This is a genomic window from Paenibacillus sp. J22P169, assembly GCF_059691995.1.
Window position 1 is genome coordinate 327,314 of record NZ_JCAUAO010000002.1, and the last position, 12,986, is coordinate 340,299.

Sequence of the window (12,986 nt, forward strand, 5' to 3'; positions counted from 1 at the left end):
CATGGCAACAGTGATACTGTCTGCCACGTTATTCTGCGCAAACTTGAATACAATACAAGCATCCGCCATTAATTTTAATGATGTATCGACCAGTTTTTGGGGATATTCGAATATTCAATGGGCTGTCGAAAATAACGTTGTAGATGGATATCCTGATCGTTCATTTAAGCCGAATCAAAATGTGGAACAGGCAGAATTTATTGCTATGCTTAACCGCGCATACCAGCCAACTGATTTTGATCCTACGTCAGAAACGGGAGAATGGTCGGTACCCTATATTCGATATGCCAATAAAATGGGATGGAAAGTTGTAACTCCCTCATCTTTAGGAGGGCATTCAAGTTCTGTATATTTAAATAGGGGAATGGTTGCGCAATATCTTGCGAACGCTACCGGTAAAAACTACAATATGGATGATTCCATCCAATACCTGCTTGATCTTGGGCTCTCCGATGGCAAGACCGATAAAAGCATTAGCGGTTTTCAAAAGAGCGATGAAGTAACTCGCACGGAAGCGATTACGTTTATTCAGCGCTTGAAAACACAATTGAATTTACTTCAAGTAAGTCCTTTGACCGAAGAAAAATATGACTGGGTTAGAGATTTAATATCTGATGATTTTAAGCTTGTTTATGATTTTCAGAAGAAATATACGACACAAATGGATGAAATCAGATGGAGATTATTTACGAATAACGATCTCAATGAAATTGGATATTATTATTTAGATCATGGGAATAAGGTAGACACCATTCAATATGTTTATGTTTTTAAAGTAGAAAATGATAAAACATTATTACTTGAAAAGAACTTAAAACAGTTGATGGGTGATGGTGTTAGTTTCAAAAGAGTGAAGAATAGCATGAATGATCTTCTAAAGATTCAAGAACGCGCACTACAAAAAATGCTTGACAATCATCTTAAACCACAAGAATTTGAACTCTATATCGATGTTTTTACAAATAAAGTTGTAATTAAAGGGGAAGTTTCAGAAGCTTTCGAATCAGAGTTGATTAAAATATTAGGAGCGGAAAATATTGATGTAGAGTATAAAGAAAATGTCGCTTTGCAAATTGGATCCATTTGAATAAGATGGTGGACTTGATCATTTATCCAATGGCGGTTCATTGGCAGCGAAATATTCAGCAACATAAAAAACCAAAAGAGATGACAATTATGTCATCTCTGTAATCAATAACTCGAATAATATGGAGTCAATTTGCTGGTCAAAGCAACTGTCAAAAGTGATTTTTCACTAAAAAGTGATTTCGTTACTAATTTTTGTCGGTGTTTAATCCCAAAACTTGATTTTATATATAGTTCCGTTGTAGAGAGCAATGTTAAACTCCTCTAGAAATTTCCATTTGATGGTGTCTAACCACTCCTCTAGCAATTCTTCTCTTTCTTCTTCATTCGCGGCTTCATCAAATGATAATTTTTCTTCTTCACCATTCAAATACTCCGCTTTGATCTTCTCAATATCTTCGATATCAAGTAGCGACAACACACCTTCGACTAAGGAACGCTTTGACATAATGAACACCTCCTAAAATATGGAATTAATTCTATATAGTATAAGGAAATTTTTTGCAATTGCTTGTACATAGATACTAGTAGATAAGTGGATTTTTTTGATAGTTTTTAAGGGATCATCGGAGATGACAATTAAAATGGTTGATAAATCAATTTTTTTTGATTAAGTGATTGACCTATTATGAAAAAGATGGTAAATTGAGATTATTAAGTTAAATCAAAAAAAATTGATTAATTATTGTGGAGGTGTTAAAATGAATATGAATTATTATTCTATTGAGAGCCAGATGCTTCAACGCAAAACAGAAATTGAAAAAGCTGCCGCTACAGCATGGCAAATAAGCAATGAGAGAAAAGATCGCCAATTGTTGAAAGATGCAATTTCTGGACTTAAAGCTTTGACTATCAGAACTCGTACACAACCTCAAACTCAAACAGCATGTTGCAACTGCTGCTAATTTCTAAAGAAGGTGTAGACAATGATCAAAGAAATACCGATTACATCAGTAAATGAGCCAATTGTATCCTTAAAAGAGTATGAATCAAAATTCAAAGCACTTGCCGATGAGAAGCGATTACAAATCATGTATGAACTTACTCAGCGCGGTAACACCTGTGTGTGTGATCTTACTGATATTGTAGATATGCCTCAATCTAAACTATCTTATCATTTAAAGATTCTGTTGGATGCGGGGATGATTACAAAGGAAACACGTGGTACTTGGAGTTACTACGAAATAAATCAAACTGAGGTAAGTCGAATCCTTTCTGAGCAATTGTGCTGTATTTTTAAACCTGCTCGGAATGAAGGCAGTGATTGTTGTTAAATTTTTTTTGAACATTAAATCAATTTTTTTTGATTAATACGCAAGGAGAAACAATGAAGAAGAGGTTAATTGCTGAATTTATTGGTACTTATTTTTTGGTCTTTGCTGGCCCAGGCGCGATGATAATTGACGAAATCACCAAAAGTATTACGCATGTGGGTGTTGCTCTCACCTTCGGGCTCGTAGTTATGGCTCTCATCTATACTTTTGGACATATTTCCGGTGCACATTTCAATCCTGCGGTTACCATCGGCTTTTGGTTGCGTGGCGACATGACTTCAAGAGAAAGCCTTTACTATATCGTAATACAGTTTGTTGCAGCAACTGCCGCGAGTTGCACTCTGTATTTACTATTTGGGAATATTGCAGATCTAGGTGCAACTATGCCAATCTCAACGGAAGGGCAATCATTTGTGCTTGAATTTATCTTAACGTTTGTCCTTATGATAGTGATTTTAGGATCCGCGGTACATGGTAAAGCCATTAAAAGTTTTGCAGGAATCGCTATCGGGGGTACGGTTGGTCTCATGGCAATGTTTGCAGGCCCTATAAGCGGCGCTTCCATGAACCCAGCGAGATCGTTTGGACCCGCAATCGTTTCGGGTGCAACGCAGCATTTATGGTTATATCTAGTGGCATCCATCCTTGGAGCTACAACTGCCACATTGGCATATAAACTTTTAGATGAACAAGGAGATTAAGAAAAATGGATAAGAAGCTTGTGTATTTTCTTTGTACAGGTAACTCATGCAGAAGCCAAATGGCAGATGGATTTCTAAGAGCGTTAGGTAGTGATAAATTTGAGGTCAAAAGTGCTGGACTGGAAGCACATGGACTTAACCCTCACGCCGTGGTTGTCATGAAAGAGGCTGGCGTCGACATTTCTGAGCACACCTCGGATGTAATCGATCCAGAGATCCTACAGAGAGCTGATTACATCATTACGCTGTGCGGTCATGCAAACGATAACTGTCCTGTCGTGCGTAATGATAAAGCAGAGCGTTGGCACTGGGGTTTTGATGATCCAGCAAAAGCAACGGGGACAGAAACAGAAATTATGGCTAAATTTTGTGAGGTTAGGGATTCAATAAAAAACCGTGTTGAGCGGTTTGTGAAAGAAGGTAAATGACATGATTAATAGAATGCATGTAGCGGTAAACTGCAGCAACCTCCAAAAATCACTCGATTTTTATAAAGCCTTTTTCGGAGAAGAACCTACCAAAGTGAAAGAAAATTATGCCAAGTTTGAGCTGATTGACCCAGCGCTTCATTTTTCATTAAACGTTCGCCCTTTTGAGAAAAAGGGAGTGCTTAATCATCTAGGATTCCAAGTGAATGGCACTGAAGAAGTACTGGCAATAGGTGATCGCCTACGCCATGCTGGGCTCCTTTTAATTGATGAAATGAACACAACTTGCTGTTATGCAGTTCAGGATAAAGTCTGGGTGCATGACCCTGATGGCAATGCGTGGGAGATTTTTTATACGAAAGAAGACTCAGTATTCGAAAGCGCCACTGAATCACGAGACATATCTCTTTGTTGTACTCCAATTGGGGTAATTAATAAGAACGCTAACGGGCAGTAGAACGTGGCGGAAAGCCAACTGCTTGAGCAAGATTGACTAGAAAAACGTTACGTGGTAACATCATTATAATTTCTATATATTGTAAAAGCGATGAGAAGGAAGAGTAATTAAGACCTCGAATTTGCAGAGAGCTCATGATAGGTGGAACATGAGTATTCGAACTTGATGAAAGAAGCCTTTGAGTAACAGACCGAAAAAGGGAATAAGTCTGTCGGGATTTCCCGTTACTGAAAAATGCGCTTTTTGCGTGTAAAAGTGGGTTGTATTTACTCAACCAAATTAGGTGGTACCACGGAAGTTAAACCTTTCGTCCTTAGCGGATGAAAGGTTTTTTTGTTTTTTTATAATGACAACTTTACGAAAGGGATGATGAAAAATGAGTAACAATACAGAACTTGCCGATCTTTTATTTCCGGAAGTAACAATATCGCTAAATGAAATTTTAAACAGTTACCCGCCAAGAAATTTAGATAAATCAGCTATGGTTACCAGATTTGCTCCAAGCCCAACAGGCTTTATCACTATTGGCTCATTATACGCTACATTTATTTCTGAAAGATTAGCACATCAAAGTAATGGAGTTTTTTATTTACGAGTAGAGGATACTGACAAAAAACGTGAGGTAGATGGAAGCGTAGCGGATTTGATCGAATCCTTAAATCACTTTGGTATTGTTATTGACGAAGGACCAACAACATTGAAATATGAGTCAGGGGAATATGGACCGTACATTCAAAGTTCACGGATCCATATCTATCATATTTTCATCAAGGAATTGATTAAACGGGGTCTTGCGTATCCATGCTTTTGCAATTCAAACCAGCTGCAGAACATTAGGGATATTCAACAAACTCAAAAAGTAACCACGGGTTATTATGGGCCGTGGGCCGCGCATAGAAACTTTACTTTGGATCAAGTCAAGGAAGAAATTAATAACGGGAAACAATACGTAATAAGACTAAAATCGCCAGGCAAGATAACGGGAAGGGTCACTTACAGAGATCTAGTTAAAGGTGATATTAGTATGCCTGAAAACGAACAAGATGTAGTTATAATGAAATCTGATGGTATTCCAACATATCATTTAGCCCACGTTATTGATGATTTTCTCATGGGAACGACGCATGTGATAAGAGGAGACGAATGGCTTTCATCAATTCCTATTCATCTGCAATTGTTTGAAGTATTTTCTTTTAAGAAGCCTGAGTATGGACACATTGCTCCAATTATGAAAATGGATGGAGATTCCAAAAGGAAATTCAGCAAAAGAAAGGATCCTGATGCAGCAGCTAAATATTATCAAGAAGAAGGGTTTCCTAGTGAAGCAATTTGCGAATATTTCATGACTTTAATTAGTTCCGGTTTTGAAGAGTGGAAAATGAAACACTCTGATCAACCGTATACAAATTATATTGTAGACATCCGTAAAATGAATGTCAGCGGTGCTTTGTTTGACATAAAAAAGCTAAACGACATTAGCAAGGACTTTATCTCGCGTTTAAGTGTAGAAGAAGTGTTAGATCGGGTACTCAACTGGGCCCAGAAATACGATATTCAGCTATATAATTTATTGACTAAAGATAAAGACTATTCAAAAAGGATATTTAATATAGGACGTTCATCAGATAAACCGCGTAAAGACATAGCTAAATGGTCCGAGGTAAAATCATTTTTCGCTTACTTTTTTGACGAAATGTTCGACTCTCCAAGTAGATCCACAGAAAATCTCCCTAAAACAATTCCTTGCGGCATAGCAAAACAGCTCGTTACTGATTACTTAGAGGTTTATGATTCAGATGACGACCGGGAACAATGGTTTGGAAAAGTAAAGGATATATCGGAAAAGCATGGTTTCGCGAGAGACATGAAACTCTTTAAGAAAGACCCTGAAGATTATCAAGGTCACGTCGGAGATGTTGCAACAATACTAAGGATAACTCTTACAGGTCGAGCGAATACTCCGGATCTGTACGACATCATTCAAACGCTGAGTGATAAACGGGTTAGAAACAGACTAATTAAATTCTCTTCGAAATAAAGATATAAAAACGAAGCACGAATAAATGTGCTTCGTTTTTATGATTTTTTTGTGTGTGGGCACCGTCAAGAAATTAAGCCCCTTCCATATTTTTTCGCAAATTGATACACCGAATCGGCAAATGTTTTTTTCTGTACGATGAGATAAGTAACAAGGGCCTCTCTGTCTTGATTCGACACACCCCAATCCCCAGGTATTTCACGAATCACATCTTCAATAATGGCGTCAGGTAAAGCAAGAATCTGTTCAATATAAGAAGAGAGTATCGATGAATCTTCAAGCATGCCCACAGTCCAGATATGAACGATAGAATCCTTTTTAAACTTATCGTGCTTTTGCAATGTTGCTTTGTTCCATTTGTATCCTCCCGGAAAACATTTTCCGTGATCGATCATATGAATATCATATTTGCCCTCAGGCAGCCGCTCCAGAAGAATGTTGCTTTTTGTACGGTCAGAGTTATGCACCCAATGGTCGAATACGAAAATCCCGGCCAAAACCTGATTGTTTTTGATTTCCGTTTTAGTCGGATGAGGAGGTTCCTTCGATAGCCCTCTGCAATTGTCTATAAATAGGCTCGCAAATTGTGTGCCCGGATTGTATTTGGATGAAAACTTTTTTGGTATATATTGAATCTGCTGTTCTGTCATATTCACCAATTTAAATGGCACTACAGGCAAAGAAAGGTGTTGCCCTAATCTGGCAATTATGAATTCATTTACCAGTTCCCTTGTTCCGTGGAAATTGTTTTTACATTTTACCGCATAACGGTTTCCATCATTAAATGACAACAAATGTGCGGCTTTTCCAGACAACGTCTCCAAATATGTTATCGGTTCTAAAGATGTCATTGCTCCGCAACCCCTTTTTGATAGCATTTAACATTACAATACTCAAAAATAATTGAAGAGAATGGACAAAAGGAATATTATTTTCAAACTTGCCGTTAAAAGCCAGGATTTAAAAATCTCATAAAAATTATGGGTGAAAGATCCAATAAGTATTTTGGCTAAAAACTGGTATAATCAACTAGCTACTCATTTATGTTTCAACGCATGTTCAAAAAAAAATGAAAAATTAAGGAAGTTACATATGCATAATATATCAAAGGCAGCAAGGTTCAATACTCCTTTTAAAATCACTTTTGTCTATGTGTTTATTGGTTGTTTATGGGTACTCCTATCTGATAGATTAATGGACACACTGAACATGTCAGCGGCAATTACTATACATTCCTCGAAGGGGCTATTTTATGTTCTAAGTACGGCCTTGATTCTTTATTTTTGGGTCAAACGTTTGAAAAAGGCGCTTACCGAAAGCGAAGAACGTTATCGAATACTTGTGGAACATTCGCCAGAACCGGTACTTGTTCACAGTCAAGGAAATATTGTCTATATTAACCCTGCTGGAGTTAAAATATTTGGGGCAACTAGACCAGATCAACTTATGGGTCAACCAGTCATTAATTTCGTTCATCCAGACTTTATAGACATTGCGAAGAAACGTATTAGGCAAGTCTCAGAGGAAGGAAAACCAACGGATCCCATTGATCAGAAATTTTTTCGCTTGGATGGTCAAGTTTTTGATGTAGAAGTTAGAGGAGTTCCTATTGTCTTCCTTGGTAAACCGGCTGTACAGCTTTTATGTAGGGATATATCTGAGCGTAAACAAGCCCAGCGTATGCTGGAAGAAAGAGAACAAAGTTATAAATCGCTTGTAGATAATAATCCTGATGCCATTTTTTCGTTAGATTTAAACGGGTGTATGCTTCATAGTAATCCTGTTACTGAGAAGATAATGGGCTATCAGAAGGAAGAGCTTCATAATCAATCCTTCGTTCACTTCATTGTCGCTCCAGATCAAGAGAAAACATCGCATCAGTTTGAAAAGGCGGTAAAAGGTGAATCAAATAACATTGAAATTGCGATCACACATAAAGATGGGACAAACGTGGAAGTAAACTTGAAACTGGTTCCTATTATTGTCAACGATAAAATTGATGGTGTTTACGGTATTGCAAAAGATATCACAGAACGTAAGCAAACAGAAGAACTATTGCTTAAATCAGAGAAGCTTTCGGTAGTGGGGCAGCTTGCGGCTGGTGTTGCTCATGAAATTCGAAATCCGTTGACCTCACTTAGAGGATTTGTTCAATTATTACAAACGAGGGTTGATGGATATAAAGAGTTTTTTCAAATCATGTTAACTGAATTGGATCGAATCAATGATATTGTGAGCGAATTTATGGTTATTGCCAAACCGCAAGTAGTCAATTTTGAGATGAAGGATCTTAGAAAAACTCTTCATGATGTGATATCGCTGCTAGACACACAAGCAATTCTTAGTAAAGTACAAATTCATACTGAGATTATTGAGGACGACATTCCTTTAATCAATTGTGAGGAAAATCAATTAAAACAGGTATTCATTAATATTCTTAAAAATGCGATTGAGGCGATGACAGGTGGGGGGGATATCATTATTCAAATGAGGGTAGTCGACAATAAAATTATTATTCGTTTTATTGACGAAGGCTGTGGAATCTCGGAAGAAAGATTACCGATGTTAGGCGAACCCTTTTACACGACAAAAGAAAAAGGGACCGGATTAGGATTAATGGTATGTCATAAAATCATTGAAGCGCATCGTGGGACTCTCCTTATAAAAAGTCAGATCGATGCGGGAACAACTGTTGATCTTATTTTGCCAATATAGAAAAAATTATAGATAATAATAAACCGCGCGCAGCGCGGTTTATTATTTTACGGATATAAGGGACGATACTTGACCCAATATCCTAACGAACTGACAGTCCCTTAACTTGGCTACAAGCACTAGTTCAATGGCATAATGGCATGCCGTAGCAGCAAGTCTCTTGATCGTCTACGGATTCTTAGCAGGGACTGCCTTTCGATAGGTTAATAACTCGGAGACGGTAACAAACCTATACCCCCTCTTTTCCAATTCGGGCAAGATTTTTTTTAGAGCCTCGATGGTCTGTGTATGACCTTCCACGTAATCGTGGAACAGTACGATATCCCCGCTGCTCGAATTGGTTAAAACTTTATTTACAATTTTATTGACCCCTGGCCTACTCCAATCCTTCGTATCTAAATGCCAAGACCACATTATCATTTTATATCCTTCTTGCTTGACAATACTGACTAGCCCCTCATTATAAAAGCCTCCAGGGGGACGAAATAAATGACATCGAATCCCGGCGACGGAGAAAATGGTTTCCTCTGCTTTATTAATTTCATTTTTCATGTTTGTCCGTTTAGAAAGAAAAGCATGGCTATATGTATGATTGGCTATCTCATGTCCTTCGTTTACTTCTCGTTTGAGCACGTCAGGAAAAAGTTTTATTTTATTCCCAACCACAAAAAAAGTGGCTTTAGCATGATACTGCTTGAGCAAGTCCAAGATCTGAGGTGTATAACTCGGATGAGGACCGTCATCGAATGTTAAGGCGATCACTTTCTCATCGGTAGATATTTCCCAGACGACTTCTCCTCTCGTTTCATAATAAGACCGGTCTTTTTGGGGAGCGGCGTAACCAACAGACTGAAATAACAAAAAACAAATACAAAAATTTAGTATCGTTCTCATTGTTGCCTCCTGATTTTAGTTCAATTTTCAAGATTAGGATGCACCAATTGTTCAAAATAAATGGCTGGGTGAAACCTACATTTTAACAAAGTGAGATTTCTTTTTGTTTATTTAATACTAAACTTGATTTTCACGATGGAGAAGATACATGGGAATTTGCTCGATCGTGATTGCTTCATACATTGGCCGCTTGTTCAACTGGCTCCGATAAAGTGTAACTTCTTTTGATTTCCACTCGAGGATGTTTCCTTGGGGAGAAGGAGGCACCGGAAAATCACTCAGCTTATTTCGATCAAATGGAATCGTACCAGAATAATTGCGTGCAAGCGTCAGATGCGGATGAAAGCGGCGCTCTTCAGGCGTAAAGCCAAGCGGCGTAAGTGCGCAGGCTACCCGTTGATTTAGGCTGTTAAGCCCTTCTAAGTCGCCTCCGACACCGGCCCACATTACAGAAGGCTGGGTCGGTCGGCCGAATAAGCCAAGGGATTCCACACGCAGCGAGATAGGACTAGATACGTCCGATATTTCTTGAAGAGCTTGAGTAATGTGTGGTACACGTTCTGACGGTGTCTCTCCGAGAAACTGCAACGTAATATGCAGATCCTCATGATGAACCCATTTGCGAAAAGGCAGATGAGGTTTGATTTCATCGATCCAGCCGGCGACCACAGACTTAATTTCGGATGGGATCGGCACAGCAACAAATAAACGCACCTGATTGATAGGATTCATAATACCCTCGCTTGTCCATCGTAAGGTTATGCTAGCTCAGTTATAGCATACCCATGATTTGGACAGACTAATTCATTGTCTCTATGCATGTACTATCTAGAGACAGCAGTTGACTTGGGGTTGTTGATTATAACACCTTACATAAAAAAGCACCATCCAATGATGATGTTTTTAACCTGCAATAAATGTAGTCAAAAGCATTTTATGCCATGTATTATACTGCGGTAAATCTTTTAGCTGTGGATTTATTTCAACAAGGGATTGAAGGAAAGTTCTAATGCTTTCAATACATCCAATAACGAAGTCCTCTTTGTTAATAAGGTTAAAAGGGGATAGAGGCATTTCTTTGGAAGAAGTAATTTTTTCCCCATCATACCAAGTAGGAGATTCATCCCACTCCAGACAAAGTGCGATAATAACATTTTCTCCTTTATCGTCAAGTACACAAACAATTGTTTTATTGATTTGACCCGTACTTTCCTCAATAATCGCCATTCGTTCATTCTTCAATATCGAAAGGGCTTCTGTAATAGCTTCAATCATGGGCATTAAAGGAGTTGACAATACTTTATTAGTGTAATTCCTGAAAAATGATTCCCCATCAATTAAAATGTCTAACCTGCCCCAATAGGAATAATCAACATCGCCTTCTTTGAAGCAGTTCACAAGGTTACACTCTGCTTCAGGTTTAAATACAAGTTCGAAACTCGACATATCTTACCTCCAAGATAACATCTTAAGAGAAACGCATTCACGACACTCTAATTGTCTTATAAATTGAATAACAAACGATAATTAAACACGAAATTAAACCAGTAGTATTCATAACAAGATTGTACTTATGATAGTGAACCAAAAATATTGAAAAACACATGTGGAGAGTTCTATTTGACTTCATGTCACCACCTCCAACAAGGGGGTTCAAATAATTATTTAGGATGTCCAAAAAACTAGAAAAAAACAAATCCCCGCATTTGGGCATTACTGATTGGGCTGGTTGGATTTGTAATGATACTAATCGGAACAATTCATAATGCAACTATTGCTATTGATATAATGTCTAATTTATTAAAGGGTTGGAGGTAATAGTTATTCAATAGGAGCTGTGTAGATGTGATGATGAAAAAAAATATATGTTTTTTGCTTATCCTCATGGTTGTTTGCTTGATAGGTGTTCTTATCTTACAAAGAGAAGCAAAGCAGAAAGTTTACTCTCATTTGGGAGCTGGGAAATATGAAATTATAAACTCAAGATTGGTGTTTTATGAATATGGTTTACTTTGGAGAGTTACTGTAAGTGAAACTAGACTAAATGAACACTTAGAATTTACGGATGATGTTACTTTTTTTGCGAATAAATATATAGAACACAGTAAATAAAAAACAATCTGAATTTCATTGAGCTAACGGGCAGAAGAGCGGAACAATTGCATACAGTTTCATTCCAAATCGTGCTCCAGGCGTGAGCTGTTTCTTATAAACTTCAGGTCGCCGGCGAAGACGATGGCTTCATAATAACATCATTTTCTCAATAGCTGGTTGCTTTCGGTATTAACTTTTACCTTAAAGTTCTTTCGTATATACATTGTTTTTCCATTTATATAAGATAAACTAGAAAAAAGTGAGCAGAACCCTATTACTTTGAAGGGCTTCTGCTCACTTTTTCATTACTCTTGGATTCGGTGCTTGGGATAGAAATGAAGTAATCCGCACAGATTACCATTAAATGCTTGCTTTCAATAACAAAGTGGTGCAAGAGCAAAAGGTGACTATCAAAGTGAACGACCGTGGATAGGTCAGCAAACAAGAATACATGGAATTAAACAAGGGAGTAAATAAATGAAACTGGAAAGCCAATGTGACCATTCGAATGATACTATACAAGTAAATGGTGTATATGGGGCAAATTATTAACGCATTTCCTTTTGGTGATCTGTTTAGCCTTAATATTACTGTGAAATTGGGACAAGCTCCTATTATTCACTATATCGTCAGATTAAGGAAAGTGTGTTTGATCCGATGTGATCAGCCATAGGCTGCACATACGGTTTAAAAATGAGCATATAAAATTCAAACAAAAATATGTAAGGAGCGATTAAAGATAATGACAGAATTAGCGCAATTAAAACCGGAGGAACTAAAAAGAGAAGATTTTGAAAAGGAGTACAAGGCATATATGGAAGCACAGTGTACTCATGAGTTTGCGCTAAACAATAAATCAACAATTTACGTTTGCAAGATCGGATTGGCGCAAGGAGCTAACACTAATGATGCCGAACCTGGCAGGAATCTTAATACAGGTAACGTTGCTTTAGGTGTTGAGCTTCAGCCAGGCAATATCAGTACTGTAAATATTGTTGACAGAAAAGTAGCTGCAAATATAGCAAATCTTTCTCTCATATATAGAATTATAGCTTCTGGGGAAGAGCTTGTAACGGAATTTGAGGAAGTTCGTGCGCCAAATGACGAATATTTAACTTACGTTACGTGGTCAATAAAGGATCCGGAGAATTTCGAACAGGAAAATTATCCAAAACCAGGAATTGAAGTGATTATTAAAACAAATAAAACAACTCAGTCACCAGGAACGACAATGTAAGTCAACCATTTTAAGCGCCCTATCAAAGGAAACACATCAAGTTCTTGGCAACCGACATTAAA

15 protein-coding genes, 1 pseudogene and 1 other annotated feature are annotated in these 12,986 nt (G+C 37.7%); of the genes and pseudogenes, 11 read left to right on the forward strand and 5 right to left on the reverse strand.

Translation table 11 applies throughout. The features are described from left to right. The first annotated feature begins 1 nt into the window (after position 1). A complete protein-coding gene (locus AC58QG_RS15850; RefSeq protein WP_497363087.1) occupies positions 2-1,087 on the forward strand; it encodes an S-layer homology domain-containing protein in 1,086 nt (361 codons plus the stop codon). Positions 1,088-1,291: 204 nt separating this feature from the next. On the opposite strand, the gene AC58QG_RS15855 is transcribed toward AC58QG_RS15850, so the two are convergent. After that, positions 1,292-1,534 carry a hypothetical protein gene (locus AC58QG_RS15855; RefSeq protein ID WP_497363088.1) on the reverse strand — a complete coding sequence of 81 codons (243 nt, stop codon included), beginning with the start codon at positions 1,532-1,534 and terminating at the stop codon, positions 1,292-1,294. Positions 1,535-1,787: 253 nt separating this feature from the next. Here AC58QG_RS15855 and AC58QG_RS15860 point away from each other — a divergent pair, with 253 nt between their 5' ends. The 6 genes from AC58QG_RS15860 to gltX all read left to right on the forward strand — a co-directional run bounded on the left by AC58QG_RS15860 (position 1,788) and on the right by gltX (position 5,984). Then, positions 1,788-1,991 carry a hypothetical protein gene (locus AC58QG_RS15860; protein ID WP_497363089.1) on the forward strand — a complete coding sequence of 68 codons (204 nt, stop codon included), beginning with the start codon at positions 1,788-1,790 and terminating at the stop codon, positions 1,989-1,991. Positions 1,992-2,012: 21 nt separating this feature from the next. Next, positions 2,013-2,360 (forward strand): ArsR/SmtB family transcription factor, encoded by a 348-nt coding sequence (locus AC58QG_RS15865; RefSeq protein ID WP_497363090.1) that lies wholly within the window; start codon positions 2,013-2,015, stop codon positions 2,358-2,360. A 53-nt stretch (positions 2,361-2,413) separates the two neighbouring features. Beyond that, positions 2,414-3,061: an MIP/aquaporin family protein gene (locus AC58QG_RS15870; protein ID WP_497363091.1), complete on the forward strand. Its 648-nt coding sequence runs from the start codon at positions 2,414-2,416 to the stop codon at positions 3,059-3,061. Positions 3,062-3,066: 5 nt separating this feature from the next. After that, positions 3,067-3,489 carry an arsenate reductase (thioredoxin) gene (arsC, locus tag AC58QG_RS15875; RefSeq protein WP_497363092.1) on the forward strand — a complete coding sequence of 141 codons (423 nt, stop codon included), beginning with the start codon at positions 3,067-3,069 and terminating at the stop codon, positions 3,487-3,489. Between the two features lie 4 nt (positions 3,490-3,493). Then, positions 3,494-3,946, forward strand: a complete 453-nt coding sequence (locus AC58QG_RS15880) for an ArsI/CadI family heavy metal resistance metalloenzyme (RefSeq protein WP_497363459.1) — start codon at positions 3,494-3,496, stop codon at positions 3,944-3,946. 81 nt (positions 3,947-4,027) lie between these two features. After that, positions 4,028-4,264: a binding site (T-box leader), on the forward strand. A gap of 58 nt (positions 4,265-4,322) precedes the next feature. Then, positions 4,323-5,984, forward strand: a complete 1,662-nt coding sequence (gene gltX / locus AC58QG_RS15885; protein ID WP_497363093.1) for a glutamate--tRNA ligase — start codon at positions 4,323-4,325, stop codon at positions 5,982-5,984. 65 nt (positions 5,985-6,049) lie between these two features. On the opposite strand, the gene AC58QG_RS15890 is transcribed toward gltX, so the two are convergent. Further along, positions 6,050-6,835: a HipA family kinase gene (locus AC58QG_RS15890; RefSeq protein ID WP_497363094.1), complete on the reverse strand. Its 786-nt coding sequence runs from the start codon at positions 6,833-6,835 to the stop codon at positions 6,050-6,052. Positions 6,836-7,076: 241 nt separating this feature from the next. Here AC58QG_RS15890 and AC58QG_RS15895 point away from each other — a divergent pair, with 241 nt between their 5' ends. Then, the gene (locus AC58QG_RS15895; RefSeq protein ID WP_497363095.1) at positions 7,077-8,699 is read left to right on the forward strand and encodes a PAS domain-containing sensor histidine kinase; all 1,623 of its coding nucleotides are present in this window, start codon (positions 7,077-7,079) and stop codon (positions 8,697-8,699) included. Positions 8,700-8,867: 168 nt separating this feature from the next. On the opposite strand, the gene AC58QG_RS15900 is transcribed toward AC58QG_RS15895, so the two are convergent. From AC58QG_RS15900 to AC58QG_RS15910, 3 genes are all read right to left on the reverse strand, one after another. Then, the gene (locus AC58QG_RS15900) at positions 8,868-9,593 is read right to left on the reverse strand and encodes a polysaccharide deacetylase family protein (protein WP_497363096.1); all 726 of its coding nucleotides are present in this window, start codon (positions 9,591-9,593) and stop codon (positions 8,868-8,870) included. A 117-nt stretch (positions 9,594-9,710) separates the two neighbouring features. After that, positions 9,711-10,325 (reverse strand): RNA 2',3'-cyclic phosphodiesterase, encoded by a 615-nt coding sequence (gene thpR / locus AC58QG_RS15905; RefSeq protein ID WP_497363097.1) that lies wholly within the window; start codon positions 10,323-10,325, stop codon positions 9,711-9,713. Positions 10,326-10,496: 171 nt separating this feature from the next. After that, positions 10,497-11,039, reverse strand: coding sequence for a hypothetical protein (locus AC58QG_RS15910; RefSeq protein ID WP_497363098.1), 543 nt, complete (start codon positions 11,037-11,039; stop codon positions 10,497-10,499). Positions 11,040-11,438: 399 nt separating this feature from the next. Here AC58QG_RS15910 and AC58QG_RS15915 point away from each other — a divergent pair, with 399 nt between their 5' ends. From AC58QG_RS15915 to AC58QG_RS15925, 3 genes and pseudogenes are all read left to right on the forward strand, one after another. Next, positions 11,439-11,705 (forward strand): hypothetical protein, encoded by a 267-nt coding sequence (locus AC58QG_RS15915; RefSeq protein ID WP_497363099.1) that lies wholly within the window; start codon positions 11,439-11,441, stop codon positions 11,703-11,705. A gap of 495 nt (positions 11,706-12,200) precedes the next feature. Beyond that, positions 12,201-12,324, forward strand: a pseudogene (locus AC58QG_RS15920) (glutathione-dependent formaldehyde dehydrogenase); the annotation flags it as partial. Positions 12,325-12,429: 105 nt separating this feature from the next. Further along, complete coding sequence (locus tag AC58QG_RS15925; RefSeq protein WP_497363100.1) at positions 12,430-12,924, forward strand: hypothetical protein; 495 nt, start codon at positions 12,430-12,432, stop codon at positions 12,922-12,924. Positions 12,925-12,986: the final 62 nt, after the last annotated feature.

Bases quoted from the DNA above. Each gene is read 5' to 3' on its own strand.
- AC58QG_RS15850 (WP_497363087.1), top strand. From the start codon at position 2: ATGGCAACAGTGATACTGTCTGCCACGTTATTCTGCGCAAACTTGAAT.
- AC58QG_RS15855 (WP_497363088.1), bottom strand. From the start codon at position 1,534: ATGTCAAAGCGTTCCTTAGTCGAAGGTGTGTTGTCGCTACTTGATATC.
- AC58QG_RS15860 (WP_497363089.1), top strand. From the start codon at position 1,788: ATGAATATGAATTATTATTCTATTGAGAGCCAGATGCTTCAACGCAAA.
- AC58QG_RS15865 (WP_497363090.1), top strand. From the start codon at position 2,013: ATGATCAAAGAAATACCGATTACATCAGTAAATGAGCCAATTGTATCC.
- AC58QG_RS15870 (WP_497363091.1), top strand. From the start codon at position 2,414: ATGAAGAAGAGGTTAATTGCTGAATTTATTGGTACTTATTTTTTGGTC.
- arsC (WP_497363092.1), top strand. From the start codon at position 3,067: ATGGATAAGAAGCTTGTGTATTTTCTTTGTACAGGTAACTCATGCAGA.
- gltX (WP_497363093.1), top strand. From the start codon at position 4,323: ATGAGTAACAATACAGAACTTGCCGATCTTTTATTTCCGGAAGTAACA.
- AC58QG_RS15890 (WP_497363094.1), bottom strand. From the start codon at position 6,835: ATGACATCTTTAGAACCGATAACATATTTGGAGACGTTGTCTGGAAAA.
- AC58QG_RS15895 (WP_497363095.1), top strand. From the start codon at position 7,077: ATGCATAATATATCAAAGGCAGCAAGGTTCAATACTCCTTTTAAAATC.
- AC58QG_RS15900 (WP_497363096.1), bottom strand. From the start codon at position 9,593: ATGAGAACGATACTAAATTTTTGTATTTGTTTTTTGTTATTTCAGTCT.
- thpR (WP_497363097.1), bottom strand. From the start codon at position 10,325: ATGAATCCTATCAATCAGGTGCGTTTATTTGTTGCTGTGCCGATCCCA.
- AC58QG_RS15910 (WP_497363098.1), bottom strand. From the start codon at position 11,039: ATGTCGAGTTTCGAACTTGTATTTAAACCTGAAGCAGAGTGTAACCTT.
- AC58QG_RS15925 (WP_497363100.1), top strand. From the start codon at position 12,430: ATGACAGAATTAGCGCAATTAAAACCGGAGGAACTAAAAAGAGAAGAT.